Source organism: Vandammella animalimorsus (assembly GCF_002285285.1).
Taxonomy (GTDB): domain Bacteria; phylum Pseudomonadota; class Gammaproteobacteria; order Burkholderiales; family Burkholderiaceae_C; genus Lampropedia; species Lampropedia animalimorsus.
In genome coordinates this window covers 667,509-685,088 of record NZ_NSJF01000002.1, presented here as the reverse complement: position 1 = coordinate 685,088, position 17,580 = coordinate 667,509, and the positions used below count along the sequence as shown (strand labels likewise).

Sequence of the window (17,580 nt, the reverse complement as noted above, 5' to 3'; positions counted from 1 at the left end):
CCGCCAAACTTCTTGGACAGCACGGTGGCGATCGCTGCAGTCAGCGTCGTCTTGCCATGGTCCACGTGACCAATCGTGCCCACGTTCACGTGGGGCTTGGTGCGCTCAAACTTACCTTTTGCCATTTTGAAATTTCCTTGAGAGAAAAGAACACGCCCGTGATTGTGGTTTTAGGTCTGCATGCCGCTGCTGATTTCCTGCCCACGGGCGAAACAGGAGCGCGGCATCGCAGACCGACCCTTGCGGATCAGGAAACACGCAAGCAGCTTACTTTGCGCGAGCGGCAACGATGGCATCGGCCACGTTCTTGGGCGCTTCGGCGTAGTGCTTGAATTCCATGGTGTAGGTGGCACGCCCCTGCGTCATCGAACGCAGCTGCGTGGCGTAGCCGAACATTTCGGACAGCGGCACCTCGGCCTTGATGGCCTGGCCACCGCCGACCATGGCTTCCATGCCCTGCACCATGCCGCGACGGCTGGAGAGGTCGCCCATCACGGTACCGGCGTAGTCGTCCGGGGTCTCGACTTCCACGGCCATCATCGGCTCCAGGATTACAGGGTTGGCCTTGCGGGCCGCTTCCTTGAAGCCGAAGATGGCAGCCATCTTGAAGGCCTGTTCGGACGAGTCCACGTCGTGGTACGAACCGAAGGTCAGGCGCACACGAACGTCCACCACGGGGTAGCCGGCCAGCACACCGCTGGTAAGCGCTTCTTCCACGCCCTTTTGCACAGCGGGGATGTATTCGCGCGGCACCACGCCACCCTTGATCTCGTCGACGAACTCGAAACCTTTGCCGGGCTCCATGGGTTCGAGCGTGAACACCACGTGACCGTACTGACCCTTACCACCGGACTGGCGCACGAACTTGCCTTCGACATCGGCCACCGACTTGCGCACGGTTTCACGATAGGCCACCTGCGGCTTGCCTACGTTGGCTTCGACACCGAACTCGCGCTTGAGGCGGTCGATGATGATGTCCAGGTGCAGCTCGCCCATACCAGCGATGATGGTCTGGCCCGATTCTTCGTCGGTGCGCACGCGGAACGAAGGATCTTCCGATGCCAGACGCGACAGGGCAATGCCCATCTTTTCCTGGTCGGACTTGGACTTGGGTTCCACAGCCTGAGCAATCACCGGCTCGGGGAAGACCATTTTTTCCAGCACGATGGGCGAGTCGATGTCGCACAGCGTCTCGCCGGTGGTCACGTCCTTCAGGCCCACGCAAGCGGCAATGTCGCCCGCGCGGATCTCATCGATCTCTTGACGCTCATTGGCGCGCATCTGAACGATACGGCCGATGCGTTCTTTCTTGCCCTTGGTGGCGTTGAGCACGGTGTCGCCCTTGGAGAGCACGCCCGAGTACACGCGCACAAAGGTCAGCTGACCAACGAAGGGGTCGGTCATCAGCTTGAACGCCAGCGCCGAGAACTTTTCGTTGTCGTCGGCCTTGCGGGTCAGCGGCTTTTCCTCATCGTCCGGGTCGGTGCCTGCCACGTCGGGGATGTCCACCGGCGAGGGCAGGAAGTCCAGCACCGCATCCAACATGCGCTGCACGCCCTTGTTCTTGAACGCAGAGCCGCACAGCATGGGCTGGATTTCGGTGGCGATGGTGCGCTGGCGCAGGCCGGCGATGATTTCCTGCTCGGACAGATCGCCTTCCTCGAGGTACTTGTTCATCAGTTCCTCGGAGGACTCGGCTGCGGCCTCGACCATCTTCTCGCGCCATTCCTTGGCGGTGTCGACCAGTTCGGCAGGGATGTCCACGTATTCGAACTTCATGCCCTGCGAAGCCTCATCCCAGAGGATGCCCTTCATCTTGATCAGGTCGACCACGCCCTTGAAGCTGTCCTCGGCGCCGATGGGGATCACCACTGGCACGGGATTGGCCTTCAGGCGCAGCTTCATCTGGTCAACGACCTTGAAGAAGTTGGCGCCGGTGCGGTCCATCTTGTTGACGAAGGCCAGACGCGGCACTTTGTGCTTGTTGGCCTGACGCCAGACGGTTTCGGACTGAGGCTGCACGCCACCCACGGCACAGTACACCATGCAGGCGCCGTCGAGCACGCGCATGGAGCGCTCCACCTCAATGGTGAAGTCCACGTGACCCGGGGTGTCGATGATGTTGATGCGGTGCTCGGGGCGGCTCATGTCCATGCCCTTCCAGAAGGCCGTCACGGCCGAGGAAGTGATGGTGATGCCACGTTCTTGTTCCTGCTCCATCCAGTCGGTGGTGGCGGCGCCGTCGTGAACCTCACCCAGCTTGTGGGTCACGCCGGTGTAGAACAGAATGCGCTCGGACGTGGTGGTCTTGCCGGCGTCGATGTGCGCCGAGATGCCAATGTTGCGGTAGCGCTCAATGGGGGTTTTGCGAGCCATTTGTCAAATACTCCATAACGGCCAAAGCCCGCCCTGTGCTGTACGGTACAGGCCGGGCTTGCAGCCGCAGAAAAAATCAATCAGAAACGGAAGTGGCTGAAGGCCTTGTTGGCCTCGGCCATGCGATGCACCTCATCGCGCTTGCGCATGGCGCCGCCACGGCCTTCGGTGGCCTCGATCAGCTCATTGGCCAGGCGCTGAGCCATGGACTTTTCGCTGCGCTTGCGGGCTGCATCCTTGATCCAGCGCATGGACAGGGCCAGACGACGCACCGGACGCACTTCCACGGGCACCTGGTAGTTGGCGCCACCAACACGGCGGGACTTGACCTCGACCATCGGCTTGACGTTGTTGATCGCGGTGGTGAAGACCTCCAGCGGATCCTTGTCCTTTTGCTTCTCACCGATGATGTCCAGCGCACCGTAGATGATGCGCTCGGCCACCGCCTTTTTGCCGCCTTCCATGATCACGTTCATGAATTTGGACAGCTCGACATTGCCGAACTTGGGATCCGGCAGGATTTCACGTTTGGGAACTTCGCGACGACGTGGCATTTTTCACCTCAAAAATTGCTTCAGTTGGCGCTGACGCGCCATGCAACACCAAAGGGCGCTGCACTTACTCGACCCCAGGCAGGCACACACCTGCAACCAAAGGGCCACTACGCCTGCCGCTCGTCAAGCGGATACAGGCACCGTAAAACCAGAACACCGGCCAGGCCGGCAAAAAACGAAAGCGGGCACCGCAGCAAAGCCGGCACCACAGGCGGCCATCAGGCCTTCTTGGGACGCTTGGCGCCGTACTTGGAGCGCGCCTGCTTGCGATCCTTGACGCCTTGCAGGTCCAGCGAACCACGCACGATGTGGTAACGCACACCAGGCAAGTCCTTCACACGACCGCCGCGCACCAGCACCACGCTGTGCTCCTGCAGGTTGTGGCCCTCACCGCCGATGTAGGAAATGACTTCGAAGCCGTTGGTCAGGCGCACCTTGGCCACCTTACGCAAAGCGGAGTTCGGCTTCTTGGGAGTTGTGGTGTAGACGCGAGTGCAAACGCCTCGGCGCTGCGGGCACTCTTCCATCGCAGGGCTCTTGGACTTGACAGTCTCCACCGTGCGCCCGCGACGGACAAGCTGATTAATCGTTGGCATTGAATCGAGTTCCTCAACGTGATTGCAAAACGTGAACCCAGGCAGAGGCCCGGGCATAGCTTCTCGCCCCAGCGAAAACAAAGTACGCAAGGCGAAAAGCCGGCCATTATCACATGACCGAGCCAATCAGGCAAGCCTCGCCCTCTGGGCCCGGCTGCTTCCATGGGCACGCCGATACGCTGCAGAGCCCTCAGATGGGAACCGTTGTGCGGGCCGCTGGGCAAAACTTTTCATAAGCTTTCATCACGCGCCCTCATCGGCGTCGAAGGCCGCTTGGAGCCATTGCATTTCGGCCTGCGGCCCTTCGCCATCGACCAACATCACATCAAAACGGCAGCCAGGCCAGCTCATGCCCGAGTGCTGGGCCAGGTAATGCCGCGCTGCGGCCACGATGCGCCGGCGTTTGCGCGCGTCGATGCTGGCCGCCGCACCGCCGTGGCTCTGGCGGCCGCGCACACGCACTTCGACGAACACCAAAGTGCCATCGGGCTCGCGCACGATAAGGTCGATTTCCCCGCCGCCACGCCCGGGCGCGCGCCAGTTGCGCTGCACCAGTTGCAGGCCCTGGGCCTGCAGGTGCGCCAGCGCACGCGCCTCGCCCGCCTGGCCGATGCGCTGTCGCAGCGGTGCGACAATGCCCGCCTGCGGCGCGCTTGGCGCGCTGCGCCCCTGCCCCAGCCTGCCGGCAATCGTTTTGAGAAACCGCATGACTCCATCCTTCTCCCTGGCCTTGCAGGCAGCGCAACAGGCCGCCGCCGCACAGCATTACCCGAAGGCCGCACTGTATGTGGTAGCCACACCGATTGGCAATCTGGCCGACATCAGCCTGCGCGCGCTGCATGTGCTGCAGCTGGCCGACACCATCGCCTGCGAGGACACGCGCCACACCCGCCAGCTGCTCAACGCCTACGGCATCGACAAGTCCCCTGCCGCGCTGCTGGCGGCGCATCAGCACAACGAGCGCAGCGCTGGCGATGCCATCGTGCAGCGATTGACCCAAGGCCAGCGCGTGGCCCTGGTCAGCGATGCGGGCACGCCCGGCATCAGCGACCCTGGCGCGCTGGTGGCGCAGGCAGTGCAGCAGGCGGGCTTTGCCGTACTGCCCATCCCCGGGGCCAGCAGCGTCACGGCGGCGCTCAGCGCCACGGCGCTCTCGCAACCGCCCGATGCGCCGGGCGGCTACGTCTTCATGGGCTTTTTGCCCGCCAAGGGGCAAATGCGGCAGGCTGCCCTGCGCGAAGTGCAGCAGCAGGCGCGCGCTGTGGTGCTGCTGGAGGCGCCGCACCGCATTGCCGAGCTGGCGCAGGCCTTGGCCGAACTGGGCGAACGCCGTATTACCCTGGCCCGTGAACTGACCAAGCAGTTCGAGCAGCTGCACACGCTGCCTGCCGCAGAAGCCAGCGCCTGGCTGACTGCCGAGCCCTCGCGCCAGCGCGGCGAGTTCGTGGTGATCGTGCACCCGGACACTGCGCCGTCTCAGGCCGCCACCCCGGATAGCCCGCCGCCCGAAGCCCTGCGCCTGCTGCAGTTGCTGCTGGCAGAAGACATCCCCCTCAAAAGCGCCGCGCGCGCTGCGGCCCACTTCACGGGCGCATCGCGCAAACTGCTGTATGCCGCTGGACTGGAGCTGGGCAAGACAGACGACGCCCCGGGCCCTGCGGGCGGGTGATGCCCGGCCCGTTGGTAATGGGCAGCGGCAGGTAGAATCGGCCCTTTTTGCGCGCGCATCGCGGGCTTGCAGATTGACGAACACCGCCACATGGTGAGGGCCTGTTCAGGGTCTGAGCGCGCCGCGCCGCCTGGGCTCGCCCCGCCCAGCCCGAGATCACGTTCCGCTCACGCCATGTCTTCCGACCACTCCGCCCCTACCGATTACCGCAGCAAGCTCAACCTGCCCGATACCCCCTTCCCCATGCGCGGCGATTTGCCCAAGCGCGAGCCGCAATGGGTGAAGCAGTGGGAAGAAGGCGGCCTCTACCAGAAGCTGCGCGCGGCGCGCAAGGGGCGGCCGCTGTTCGTGTTGCACGACGGGCCGCCGTATGCCAACGGGCAGATTCACATCGGCCACGCGGTCAACAAAATCCTCAAGGACATGATCGTCAAGTCGCGCCAGCTCGAAGGCTTTGACGCGGCCTACGTACCCGGCTGGGATTGCCACGGCCTGCCGATCGAGAACGCAATTGAAAAGCTGCACGGGCGCAACCTCAGCCGCGATGACATGCAGGCCAAGGCGCGCGCTTTTGCCCAGGAGCAAATCGCCCAGCAAATGGCCGATTTCAAGCGCCTGGGCGTGCTGGGCGACTGGGAGCAGCCCTACAAAACCATGAACTACGCCAACGAGGCGGGCGAGCTGCGCGTGCTGAAAAAGGTGATGGAGCGCGGCTTTCTCTACCGCGGCCTCAAGCCCGTTTACTGGTGCTTTGATTGCCAATCCTCGCTGGCCGAGTTCGAGATCGAATACTCCGACAAGAAGTCCGACACACTGGACGTGGCCTTCAAGGCCCACGACCGCGCCCGCCTGGCCGCAGCCTTTGGCCTGCCGGCCCTGCCCGATGCGGCCAAGGATGCGTTTGCCGTGATCTGGACCACCACGGCCTGGACGATCCCAGCCAACCAGGCGCTCAACCTCCACCCCGAGATCGAGTACGCGCTGGTCGATACCGCCAAGGGCTATCTGATCCTGGCGCGCGTGCTGGTAGAGAAATGCCTGGAGCGCTTTGGCCTGACGGGCGAAGTCATCGCCACCGCGCAAGGCAAGGCCCTGGCCGATCTGCCCTTCGAGCACCCGCTTTACGACGCCGATGCGGGCTACCGCCGCCTCTCGCCCGTGATCCTGGCCGACTACGCCACCGCCGAGGACGGCACCGGCATCGTGCACTCCGCGCCCGCCTATGGCGTGGACGACTTTTATTCCTGCCTGGGCTACGGCCTCAAGCACAACGAAATCCTCACCCCCGTGCAGGCGGGCGGCGTGTACGCGCAGGACTTCCCGCTCTTTGGCGGCCTGCACATCTGGAAGGCCGTGCCCGTCATCCTCGATGCGCTCAAGCTCGCCGGGCGCCTGCTGGCCACGCAGCCCATCACGCACAGCTACCCGCATTGCTGGCGCCACAAATCGCCGGTGATCTACCGCGCCACGGCGCAATGGTTTGTGCGCATGGACGAAGGCCAGGGCCTGTTTGCCCAGGAGCAGCCGCCCATGACGCTGCGCCAGACGGCGCTGGCCGCCATCGAGCAAACCAGCTTTTACCCCGCCAACGGCAAGGCGCGATTGCACGACATGATCGCCAACCGGCCCGATTGGGGCATTTCGCGCCAGCGCAACTGGGGTGTGCCGCTGCCCTTCTTCCTGCACAAGGAGACCGAGGAGCTGCACCCGCGCACCATGGAAATCTTCGACCAGGCCATTGCCATCGTCGAGCAAGGCGGCATCGAGGCCTGGAGCCGCGCCAGCGTCGAGGACATCCTCGGCCCCGAGGATGCGCCGCACTACAACAAGCTCAACGACGTGCTGGATGTGTGGTTCGACTCCGGCTCCACCTTCTCGCACGTGCTGCACGGCACGCACGCCGCCGTGGGCCACCACAGCGGTCAAGAGGCCGACCTGTACCTGGAAGGGCACGACCAGCACCGCGGCTGGTTCCACTCCTCGCTGCTGCTGTCCTCGGCGCTCAATGGCCGCGCGCCCTACAAGGGCCTGCTCACGCACGGCTTCACCGTCGATGGCCAGGGCAAGAAGATGAGCAAATCCCTGGGCAACACCGTCGCGCCGCAGCAGGTCAGCAACAAGCTGGGCGCGGAGATCATCCGCCTGTGGGTGGCCTCGACCGACTACTCGGGCGATTTGGCCATCGACGAGAAAATCCTCGCCCGCGTCGTCGATGCCTACCGCCGCATCCGCAACACGCTGCGCTTCTTGCTCGCCAACACCAGCGATTTCGACCCCGCGCGCGACGCCGTGCCGCTGGAGCAAATGCTGGAGATCGACCAATACGCCCTGGCGCGCGCCGCCGCCTTGCAGCGCGAGATCCTGGCGCACTACCACGTCTATGAATTCCACCCCGTGGTGGCGAAATTGCAGGTCTATTGCTCCGAGGAGCTGGGCGCGTTCTATCTGGACGTGCTCAAGGATCGGCTCTACGTCACCCAGGAGAAAAGCCTGGCGCGGCGCAGCGCGCAAACTGCGCTGTGGCACATCACCCACGCCATGCTGCGCTGGATGGCGCCCTTCCTCTCCTTCACCGCCGAGGAGGCCTGGCCCATCTTCGCCCCCGGCCAGAGCGAGAGCATCTTCATCGAGACCTTCTACGACATCCCGGTCACCGCCAGCGCCGACCAGTTGCTCGCCAAGTGGGGCCGCATCCGCGCCATCCGCGACGTGGCCAACAAGGAGATCGAAAACCTGCGCGCCGCCGGCGGCATCGGCGCCTCGCTGCAGGCGGCCCTGCACATCAGTGCCCAGCCCGAGGACTACGAACTGCTGGCCAGCCTGGAGGACGACCTCAAATACGTGTTCATCACCTCGGCCGTGCAACTGCAGCCCGGCCAGCCCGGCCAGGCGCCGCAGGTGCAGGTCTCGCCCGCTGCGGGCAACAAATGCGCCATGACCTGGCACTACAGCGACACCGTCGGCCAGGACGCCCAGCACCCCACGCTCTCGGCCCGCGCCATCAGCAATCTGTTCGGCGCAGGCGAAGTGCGCCGCTTCGCCTGAACGCGGCCGCCGCCGCGCACCGCCTGCCTGGAGCACCGCGCCCGTGCCTGGCCGCAGCGCATCCGAGCCCCCCGCACCGCCCAGCGCCAGCGCCAGCGCGGGCCGCTGGCGCAGCGCCGGCTGGGTGCTGCTGTACCTGTTGATCTCGGCCCTGGCGCTGGCGCGCTCGCTGCCCTGGTGGGATCCCGTCTATGCCCACACCGCCTGGTACTTTGATTACACGCAGGGTTTCGTCAAGCGCGGTCTGGCCGGCGAGCTGCTGCGGCTGGCCGGGCAGCGGCCCTAATGCTGTACCTGAATGCCATCGCGCTGCTAGAGCAACTTCGACTGAAAACGTTACATAATAGGTTTTTTCTGGCAGCCGGAGCATGAGATGCGAGCCTATTCGCAAGACCTGCGAGATCGAGTGCTGGGAGCGCTGGAGCGCGGAGAGCGACCCAGCGCCATTGCCCGTCGTTACGAAGTCAGCCGCATGTGGGTATATCGGGTGCGTGATCGCTTCGAAAAAGAAGGCGAGCGCAGCAGCAGGCAGCAAGGCGGCAAGCGCATCTCCCGACTGGCGCCAGTGGAGGACATGATCCGCGACTGGATCAAGGCCGAGCCCGATCTGACCTTGGTGCAAATGTGCGAGCGTTTGGGCGAGCATGGCATCAGCATCAAACCCTCGGCGTTGTGGCACCAGCTCAACAAATGGCGGCTGAGCTTCAAAAAAAACGCTGCACGCCAGCGAGCAGGAACGTGAAGACGTGCAGCAGGCACGGGCGAGCTGGATACAGCAGCAGGCCCGGCTCGATGCCAGGCGCCTGGTATTTCTGGACGAGACCTGGAGCAGCACCTGCATGACGCCGCTGCGCGGGCGCGCTCCGCGCGGTCAACGCTGCGTGGCCAGCGCCCCGCATGGGCACTGGAAGACCAGCACCTTCATTGCCGCCTTGCGCTGTGATGCGCTGACAGCCCCCATGGTGACCGATGGCCCCATCAATGGCGCCGTGTTTCTGGCGTGGGTCAAAACCTTTCTGTGCCCGACACTTCGCCCTGGCGACATCGTCATTGCCGACAACCTCTCCAGCCACAAAGTGGCGGGCGTGCGAGAAGCCATCGAAGGCGTGGGCGCCAGCATTCGCTATCTGCCGCCGTACTCGCCGGATTTGAACCCCATCGAGAAGCTGTTTGCCAAGTTCAAGGCGCTGCTGCGCAGGGCGGGTGAGCGCACGGTGGGTGCGCTGTGGCAGCGCATGGGGCAGCTGGTTGATCTGTTCTCGGCTCAAGAGTGTGCCAATTACTTCAGATCAGCTGGGTATGTAATGAATTAAATCGAAAATTCTCTAGGTGTTTTGCTCACAGGCTCTACCTCCGCCCGCCCAGGCGGGCCAGCGGATCCTGCCGGTAGAACGCGCGCAGCAGGGCATACCACTCTGGCTGCCACTGCTGCAGCCGCAGCGGCTCGGTGAAAAAACTCTCGGAGCTGACGGCAAAGAACTCCGCCGGATCGGTGGCCGCATAAGGGTCCAGCGGCAGGCCGTCGTAGAGCGCCTGGCCCTGGGGCGAATCGGGGTCCACATCCGGGGGCATGGCCGCATCCAGCATGTCCAGCGCCCGCCCCAGGCGCCGCCAGCCGCCCATCAGCTGAGCCTGCCAGTGCGCCGGGTCAATCCCTGTACCCCCCAGATGCGGCATGCCATCGGCCGCGCCATGGGCCATATCCAGCTTGTGCGCGAACTCATGGATGACCACGTTCATGCGCTGGCCAAGCTGGCCGGGCTGCTCCTGCTGGCCGGGCCGGGCCTGCTCCCAGGCCAGCACCAGCGGCCCGCCCTCCCAGGCCTCGCCATAGCTGGGCTCGTCCATGGCGTGCACCACGCCAGCGGCATCGACTTGCGCATGCCGCGTCACGAACGCGCCCGGGTAGACGACGATGCCCGTCCAGCCCTCATACCACTGTGTGCCCAGATTCAGAATCGGCAGGCAGGCCTGTAAGGCAATGCCCAGCGCCATGGCGTCCGTGACCTGCAGGCCCTGCACGCCGTCGAACCTCTTGCTGGCCAGAAACCAGGCGCAATGCTGGCGCAGGCGCTGCAGCTCCTGCGCGTCCAGCCCATGCAGAAACGGCAACGCCGCCAGCTGCTGGCGCCACAGCCCTTCGTCGATGGCCGCCTGCTTTTTCGCCACCGCCCGCGCTGAAGCGCCCTTGCCCAGCAGCCAATTGAAAATTCCCATGCCTTGCGCTCACTTTCCGTGAAAGTGGTGATGACAGTCCTGACGGAAAAAAGCCTTGAAGGAGCACAACCCCTTCAAGGCTTTTTTAGTCACTGGCGCCGATCAGCGACGGCCCAGCCGGCCCTGACGCGCCAGCATCAGCACCGCCAGCATCATCAGCAGCAAAGCCCATGGCGCATTGGCAGGCACCGGCACCGGGCTGGCACTGGGCGCGCCCACTGGCGCGGGCTGCACGCTCGAACGGTTGTTGCTCTGCACCACATCGCTCTGGTCGCTGTCCACCGTGGCCGTGTTGCGGTACTCGCCCGCAGGCTTGACCTTGGCATCGATCCACAGCGAGGCGCTGGCGCCATTGGCCAGATTGCCCAGCGTCCACACGCCCGTTGCCGCATCGTAGGCTGGGCTTTGCGCCGCCACGAACTCATAGCCCGAAGGCAGCTGATCCACCACCTTGACGCCCGTCGCATCGGCCGACCCCAGGTTCTTCACCTCCAGCGTGAAGCGCACGGTCTCGCCCACGTTCGGCGCGAGCTTGTCCACCGACTTGATCACCTGCAGGTCCACCTTCACATCGTTGACCTTCACCGTGGCGACTGCATTCGAGCAGGTCGCAGGCGTCGTCGCTGGCAGCAGGCAGATTTCGTACGGGTATTCGTACGTGCCCGCAGGCGTGCCTGGCTTGACCGTGATGGTGCCGTCCGGATTCATTTCCAGACCGCCCGTGGCCGGCGGATTGGGCAGCGCGCCCGGCTTGAGCGTCACGTTCGTGCCAATCACTGCCGGCAGGCCATTGGCCTTGTCGCCGCCATTGCCGTTGTTGTCGGCCACCACCGACGGCGTCTTGCCGCCCGTGCTGGGGATCGTGCCCATGTCGTCGTCCACGGCGTCAATCGATACCACGTGCACCGTTTCCGTTGCCTTCGCACAGATCGTCGGATGGCTGACCAAGCAGATCTCGTACTCCACCGTGTGCGTGCCCAAGGGCGCATCTTTACCCACTTTAATTAGACCCGTCGCAGCGTCCAGCGTCACATTCAAGTCCGACGTCGATATCGGTTTGAGTGTTACGTTCGTCAGCGTCGCATCCGCACCGTTGGCCTTGTCCGCGCCGCTGCCGTTGTCAGCCAGCACCGATGGCGTTGTGCTGTCCACACCCTTCTTGTAGCTGCCCAGGTCATCACCCTGCGCCTTGATCGTCGGCGGTGCTTGCTGCAGCTCGCCAAAGTTGTTGTACTTGGCGTCTGCATCATTGTTCAGGGCAATATTCTTGATATAGCTCGGCAGGTCTGCCACCTGCGAAGGCACGCCACCGGCGTTGCCAGCGCTGGTCTTGCCATTGCTGTAGCCCGCTGGCTGATCTGGCTGCACCACGATGTACAGGCCGTTATCCAGGCTGCTGAATACATAGTCGCCATCAGAATCGGTCGCGGTTTCCAACTCCACTGGCTCATCATCGCCCTTACACCAGTTCGCCTGACCGGCCGCCGGGACATTGATTTCGTTGGTGTCCAACGCACCATTGGAGCCGGCGGTGCAGCCATACAGCACTAGCTTAGTGTTCTGGATACCCGGCTCACCCGCTTGTGGCTGGCCATCATCATCTTTGTCGAAGTACACCTTGCCCGAGAGGATGTTATTCCCCCCAGTGCCCGCCGCTTCGACTTTTACCGTGGCCTCTGCCGTGGCGCACACCGTCTCATACGGCGAGCGCAGGCACAGCTGGTACTCATATTCATAAGTACCCGCCGGCGTGTTCGGCTGCACCGTAATCGTCCCATTCGGGTTCAGCACCAAGCCGCCCGTCGCAGGATCGCCACCCACAACGCCAATGCCACTAATCGTCGCATTGCCCGTCGTCGGATCCAGATCCACCGCCGAGTCGTTCGCCAAGTCGTTCTTGGTCACAGGGTCTGTCGTAGGCGTGGTGCCACCCGTCGTCGGCAGTGCAGGCGTCGTGTAGTCATCATTGACCGCACTCACCTTCACTTCGCCGAACAAATAACCCGTACCGGCCTGCGCGGTCGCGCCCTCCAGCTTGATATTCTCAATCCTGCTCGGCACCACATCCAGCGCCGTCACCGAGCCGCCAACGCTACCCACCAGCGTCACACCATTTTTGTAGTCACCCAGAGCATCCTCGCCTTGCGCCAGGGTATAGATACCCGTCGCCAAACCAGTGAACTCAAACTTGCCATCGGCAGTCGTAGCCTTCACCACTTGGGTGAACGCCTGGTCGTTCGCATGGCAGCCAGCCGCTACGTCCGTCGTGTCAATCACGCCGTCCGCACCCGCCAAGCAGCCCGTTAGTGTGATGTTGTTGCCAGCAATAGCTTCATCAGCAGCTGGTGATGCATCTAGCGCGCCATTGCCATTCTTGTCCCAGAACACCTGACCTGAGAGGCTGTGGTTCGGGATATAGACATGGTGCTGTGCGGGTTTGGAAACCAGCTGCAGCGTGCTGGCATCGGTCGGGGAGCGGCCATGGATCATGTTGGCGTATTTGTCCCCCGGCTTGGCAATGGCTGCATCCGTTTCAAAAGTCAGCCTCAGCTTGTATTTCTGCCCCAGCGGCATGGCGTTGACACCGGGCACGATATGGATCGCCGTGGCTTTGTCGATGGCGAAGCCGCAGCTCGACAATTCGCACCAATTAACGGTATTGACCGCGCCTGTGTCATCGGTATTGTCGGCATGACGGGGATCGATCTGGATTGAAGCCGGCGCACGATTGGTGTAATACACCTTGGCAGCCGGGTCGCCATCCACTGCGCTGACACTCTTAAGGCGATATGCGCCGTCGGCAAAAGCCGAGCCGCGGCTATCACCCACCCACGGCAACACATCAATCCAGTGCGGGATATTGACGCCGGAATTCGCGAAGTCCTTGGCCTCATAGGTCAGCTGATAGCCAAACTCATCGCCCGGTCGAATCTCTGCTTTCGCTTTGTCACCCTGAACCACCGTGCCGTCGGGCATCACCGCCTGCTTGAGGATATCGTAGGCGCCGTTATTGGCACCCAGCAGCACCGTAGCGGTTGCAGACTTCTCACACGAAGTCTTTACATCACCAGGCACCATCAAATAAAAGCCTTCTTCGACTTTGTCCAGCTTGCAGGCGCCCTCAGTATCGAAATTGCTGGTAATCGCAGTATTGCTCATCAAGGCCGACGTCGAAGCTGGCGCATTGTCTGCCACCTTGGCGTCAAAGGCAATTTGGGCAAACTCGGCTGCATCATTGTCATCGCCCACCACCGGCACCACCTGGTCGAACACCCATTCCAGCTTGGTGGCGCCGTTCAGTTCTTTAGATTTGCGGAAGGAATAACTATTGACATTGCCGCCATTGATGGAGGCAACTTTTTCGCTGCCATCCACATAATCCATATGCGGCGGCAGGTAGTCCACCACAGTCACAACGTACTTGCCCTGCGGATCCTTGAGCAAGGGCGTATGGGTGGAATAGCGGGCTTTGAGCCCATACTTCACCGTGCCGCCACGCGCCACAACAGGGGCGTCGCCACCTGGAGGGGCTGCCGGACTGGTAATTTGCTTGCTGATCCGCGATACGGTGCGGCTGGGCACGACCCGCAAATAGTCATACATCAGCACAGCCGGAGAATAAAAATCCGACCCCACTTCAGCACGGTTGAGAATCAGTTGCCCTTCGGCGCGCGTAGCAGGCGCAATCGACTCGCCTCGATTGCGCTGCGCAGGCACTCCTGCCGCGCCACCGGTCTTCACGTCGATACTCGCTTGCCAGGTATCTTCGAGAATCAAGTCATCGATAAAGACCGAGCGGGACTCGCCTCCTTTCAAATCGCCAAGCCCTATGCGGATATACACCACATTGTCGCGGCCGATGGTCTTGAGGTCGCCCCATTCAATTTTGGGGTCAGCACAGCCGGCGTCACGATAGTCGGAAACATGCGTGGTGCCATATTGATACTCATCGTTTTTGTCATTGACGCTGGTTGAGGCAAAGTACTTGCCAGCCGGTCGGCGACCATACTGAAGCCGGTCGCCAGTGTGCATGCCGCGCACTTCATGTCGATCCCCCAGGCGGAATGCCGTGCGGTCGATGGTCTCGCAGATGTATGCGTTTGTGTGCGTGGCGGTGCCAGTGTTGCTGTAAATCAGGCGCGCAGACACGCTCTGCCCCACCGCCATGTGATTGACATTGATGTCGCCGATGACTGCAGGATCCTGGAGGGTCTTTTCAGGAATCGGTCTTTTGCCATCGGGGGCGTAACGCTTGCTGTAGTTGCCCTTATTCTCGCGCCACAGCTCATAACTGGTCTTGTTGTTCTGCCCCAGTTCAGCGGCGCTGTTGATCGCTATCTGAGCACCGCTGATGGACGTGGCCTTGATGCCAGCCACGCTGATCTCGTGGGGGTATTTGACAACGGCATTTGGCGGATTGTGTGGCGGGTAATCGGCCATGGGCGTCCACAGCACCAAGGCCTTGTTGGCCACCCACCATTCATCCTGGGGAATGGCATTGCCTGCACTACCGCTCCCATGACTTGGGCGGCGCTGCAGGCTGGTATCCACACCGGTCAAAGTCAAAGTGATCGCGCCCCCCGGGGCAGACTGGGCCACCGAGCAGACGCCACCATTGGGCACGACACTCCGGACATCTCTTGCAGCACCGGCATCACTGACCAGGCCGTGCATATTGACGCCGCCGCCCAAATAGGCAGATAGGCTGCCATTTGCCGGACTGCCACAGCCTTTGCTCTTCGAATTATTGTTTTTGACCAGGAAGCTGCCCCGAGCACCGCGGGAATGTGTATCCCAAGTTACCAGCTGGGCATTTTTCAGACCGCGCTCATTCAACTGAATATTGAGCTCAATTGGCTGACCATTGAGCATCTCCACGCCGATGCGGCCACGCCCAGCGTTGGGGTGCATGGCGCGCAGACCCACCAAGGGGCGATGATAGAAGCCATCCTCGCCGTTCGGGCCATTGCCCGCATAGAAACCATAGGGCTTGGGACTACCCTGAAAGCTGGGCTGTACCACCACATCGTAGAACGGATAGGCGCTCACGGTGATGTCTTGCAGATCGCCATCATTGGTGGCAATGGCGGTCGAGCCTTGATTGCCTCCCACATCGATGCTGAAAGTGGGTTTGGCAATGCGGTGACCATTGGGCGCCTTGCCGCTGGCATGTGCAATAAAAGTCAAATTGCGCGTACCGGAAGCGGCCAACGTCGTGATCGTGCAGCTCAACTGCGGCCCGGCCGCATGATCGTTACTGATGGTGATACCGCCATCGCACAGTTGGGCGGAGGGGCTTTGCCAATCCGCCAATGTATTGGCGGGAAATTGGGCCTTGACGGTGATGTTCTTCGCGCCCGTTGCCGGATACTGACTGCGCAAGCTCACGCTGTAAGCAAAAGCATCGTTGGTGCGCACGATGTTGTTGTTTCGCTCGTTGTCATAGCCCGGGCCGGTTTGGATATCAAACGGCGCCAGAGCGCCATCGTAGGCATTGGCATAAATCACATCCGTCACTTGCGCATGCGCCTGCGGCAGCGCCACGGCCAGCCACAAGGCGGCAGCCGTCGCACTCAACTGCCACAGCCTGCCCGGCCTGGGTGAGTTGATCTTCGTCATCAAAGAAAGTCCTTTCGACTGTGAAAAATGAATGGGGCCACCACCTGCCATGCCTTGCGCATGGCTGCCTGCGACTGCAGGTCGGTTGCAAGCAGATGCAGTAGAAATAATTTCTCTCACACAGCTTATTCAGCCCCATTCCTGAGCCGGGTAGCAAGGCCCGGCTCTCTCATACACGAGCGACCCATGCTACTGGAAGTACGATTGGTTGCAAAGACAAACCTGCAATCAAGGAACTTTTTCAAGCCTTTTGCATGTTTTGTGAGGGAAGTTCTTCCAGCGCAATCAAAAATCTGCGCTCAGGCAGCGCCCATTGCCTTGTCAATTCATGCAAGGCTTGCAGCCATCTGAACCTCGCAAGGTTTGCACGAATCGCCACGCGCGTCTTGTGCCGCAGGATTCGTGCAGGCGCTTCCTGAGCACGCAGCCTTCGCGCTGCAACAACAGCCCCATCAGCGCCCGCTCTTTCCTGTCCCGCTAGAATCATGCGGCTCTGAGCAGCCACACCCGTCTGGCTGCGGTGCAGAAGCGGGGCTGCCATCGCGGCCCCGGCTTCTTCGCCATTCACATCTACCCACAAGAGGACGACACATGAGCTACACACTGCCTGCCCTGCCCTACGCCTACGATGCCCTGGAGCCGCACATCGATGCGCAAACCATGGAAATCCACCACACCAAGCACCATCAGGCCTACATCAACAATCTGGCCACTGCCGTCAAGGGCACGGAGTTTGATGGCCAGGCAGCCGAAGCGCTGATCCAGCAACTGGACAAGCTGCCCGAAGGCATTCGCACTGCCGTGCGCAACAATGGCGGGGGCCATGCCAATCACAGCCTGTTCTGGACGGTGATGGCGCCGGCCGGACAAGGCGGCGGCGGTCAACCCAGCGGCGCGCTGGCGCAGGCCATCGAGCGCGATCTGGGTGGCTTCGAGGCCTTCAAAGAAGCCTTTACCAAAGCCGCACAGACACGCTTTGGCAGTGGCTGGGCCTGGCTGTCCAGCGACAAGAGCGGCAAGCTGCTGGTGGAAAGCAGCGCCAACCAGGACAGCCCGTTGATGGCTGGCATTGGCTCTGGCAATACCCCCATCCTGGGCCTGGATGTGTGGGAGCACGCCTATTACCTGAAATACCAAAACCGCCGCCCTGACTACATTGGCGCGTTTTTCAACGTCGTGAACTGGGCCGAAGTGGCGCGCCGCTACGAAGAGGCCATGGCATCCTGAGCCCCAGGGATCAGTAGCACCAAACAAAAAACCGCAGTCCCTGACCGGGTCTGCGGTTTTTCATTACCCAATCAGGCGAGGCCTGTCCGCTTCAAGGGAGTAGACGATGAGGCGCCCTCTAGAGCCTGTTCAAAACCTTGGGTCCACAGTCCGGAGTCGAAAAAAGCCGGCTTGAGCTGGGTGGCAAGGCGCAAAACACGGCCATGGCACAGCCGCTGTGGCAAGGCTTTGAAACACCTCTTCATTACCCATCCCTCAAGCGCTTGCTTGGCCCTGC

General features: G+C 62.3%; 13 protein-coding genes. 5 read left to right on the top strand and 8 right to left on the bottom strand.

The features are described from left to right. The 5 genes from CK620_RS06435 to CK620_RS06415 form a co-directional block, all read right to left on the bottom strand. Positions 1 to 125: GTP-binding protein (locus CK620_RS06435; RefSeq protein ID WP_229427325.1), on the bottom strand; the 125-nt coding region annotated here is incomplete at its 3' end. Positions 126 to 267: 142 nt separating this feature from the next. Next, on the bottom strand, positions 268 to 2,376 hold the full coding sequence (gene fusA, locus CK620_RS06430) for an elongation factor G (RefSeq protein ID WP_095549561.1): 2,109 nt from the start codon (positions 2,374 to 2,376) through the stop codon (positions 268 to 270). 80 nt (positions 2,377 to 2,456) lie between these two features. Next, on the bottom strand, positions 2,457 to 2,930 hold the full coding sequence (gene rpsG / locus CK620_RS06425) for a 30S ribosomal protein S7 (RefSeq protein WP_095540274.1): 474 nt from the start codon (positions 2,928 to 2,930) through the stop codon (positions 2,457 to 2,459). Positions 2,931 to 3,148: 218 nt separating this feature from the next. Then, complete coding sequence (gene rpsL, locus CK620_RS06420; RefSeq protein ID WP_095540275.1) at positions 3,149 to 3,526, bottom strand: 30S ribosomal protein S12; 378 nt, start codon at positions 3,524 to 3,526, stop codon at positions 3,149 to 3,151. 243 nt (positions 3,527 to 3,769) lie between these two features. Then, the gene (locus CK620_RS06415; RefSeq protein WP_095549560.1) at positions 3,770 to 4,234 is read right to left on the bottom strand and encodes a YraN family protein; all 465 of its coding nucleotides are present in this window, start codon (positions 4,232 to 4,234) and stop codon (positions 3,770 to 3,772) included. Between CK620_RS06415 and rsmI the strand changes: the two genes are divergently transcribed. The 4 genes from rsmI to CK620_RS14465 all read left to right on the top strand — a co-directional run bounded on the left by rsmI (position 4,233) and on the right by CK620_RS14465 (position 9,553). Continuing rightward, entirely contained in the window at positions 4,233 to 5,195 is a 963-nt protein-coding gene (rsmI, locus tag CK620_RS06410; RefSeq protein WP_095549559.1) for a 16S rRNA (cytidine(1402)-2'-O)-methyltransferase, read from the top strand. The genes CK620_RS06415 and rsmI overlap by 2 nt on opposite strands. 174 nt (positions 5,196 to 5,369) lie before the next feature. Further along, complete coding sequence (gene ileS / locus CK620_RS06405; RefSeq protein WP_095549558.1) at positions 5,370 to 8,240, top strand: isoleucine--tRNA ligase; 2,871 nt, start codon at positions 5,370 to 5,372, stop codon at positions 8,238 to 8,240. Positions 8,241 to 8,283: 43 nt separating this feature from the next. After that, positions 8,284 to 8,526, top strand: a complete 243-nt coding sequence (locus CK620_RS06400; protein WP_095549557.1) for a hypothetical protein — start codon at positions 8,284 to 8,286, stop codon at positions 8,524 to 8,526. 87 nt (positions 8,527 to 8,613) lie between these two features. Beyond that, positions 8,614 to 9,553 (top strand): IS630 family transposase gene (locus CK620_RS14465; RefSeq protein WP_420894206.1). Its coding sequence is split into 2 segments (ribosomal slippage): positions 8,614 to 8,946 and positions 8,948 to 9,553, totalling 939 coding nucleotides; the frame shifts between segments, so codons are not numbered across the junction. Between the two features lie 34 nt (positions 9,554 to 9,587). Here the strand turns inward: CK620_RS14465 and CK620_RS06385 are convergent. The 3 genes from CK620_RS06385 to CK620_RS13800 all read right to left on the bottom strand — a co-directional run bounded on the left by CK620_RS06385 (position 9,588) and on the right by CK620_RS13800 (position 16,644). Then, positions 9,588 to 10,451, bottom strand: a complete 864-nt coding sequence (locus CK620_RS06385) for a M90 family metallopeptidase (RefSeq protein ID WP_095549638.1) — start codon at positions 10,449 to 10,451, stop codon at positions 9,588 to 9,590. Between the two features lie 108 nt (positions 10,452 to 10,559). Next, entirely contained in the window at positions 10,560 to 16,076 is a 5,517-nt protein-coding gene (locus CK620_RS06380; RefSeq protein WP_179290588.1) for a CARDB domain-containing protein, read from the bottom strand. A gap of 241 nt (positions 16,077 to 16,317) precedes the next feature. Further along, entirely contained in the window at positions 16,318 to 16,644 is a 327-nt protein-coding gene (locus CK620_RS13800) for a hypothetical protein (protein ID WP_143325964.1), read from the bottom strand. Positions 16,645 to 16,667: 23 nt separating this feature from the next. Here CK620_RS13800 and CK620_RS06375 point away from each other — a divergent pair, with 23 nt between their 5' ends. Further along, on the top strand, positions 16,668 to 17,303 hold the full coding sequence (locus tag CK620_RS06375) for a superoxide dismutase (protein WP_095542635.1): 636 nt from the start codon (positions 16,668 to 16,670) through the stop codon (positions 17,301 to 17,303). Positions 17,304 to 17,580 lie beyond the last annotated feature (277 nt).

Coding starts and splice junctions, on each gene's coding strand:
- fusA (WP_095549561.1), bottom strand. CDS start 2,376: ATGGCTCGCAAAACCCCCATTGAGCGCTACCGCAACATTGGCATCTCG.
- rpsG (WP_095540274.1), bottom strand. CDS start 2,930: ATGCCACGTCGTCGCGAAGTTCCCAAACGTGAAATCCTGCCGGATCCC.
- rpsL (WP_095540275.1), bottom strand. CDS start 3,526: ATGCCAACGATTAATCAGCTTGTCCGTCGCGGGCGCACGGTGGAGACT.
- rsmI (WP_095549559.1), top strand. CDS start 4,233: ATGACTCCATCCTTCTCCCTGGCCTTGCAGGCAGCGCAACAGGCCGCC.
- CK620_RS06415 (WP_095549560.1), bottom strand. CDS start 4,234: ATGCGGTTTCTCAAAACGATTGCCGGCAGGCTGGGGCAGGGGCGCAGC.
- ileS (WP_095549558.1), top strand. CDS start 5,370: ATGTCTTCCGACCACTCCGCCCCTACCGATTACCGCAGCAAGCTCAAC.
- CK620_RS06380 (WP_179290588.1), bottom strand. CDS start 16,076: ATGACGAAGATCAACTCACCCAGGCCGGGCAGGCTGTGGCAGTTGAGT.
- CK620_RS06375 (WP_095542635.1), top strand. CDS start 16,668: ATGAGCTACACACTGCCTGCCCTGCCCTACGCCTACGATGCCCTGGAG.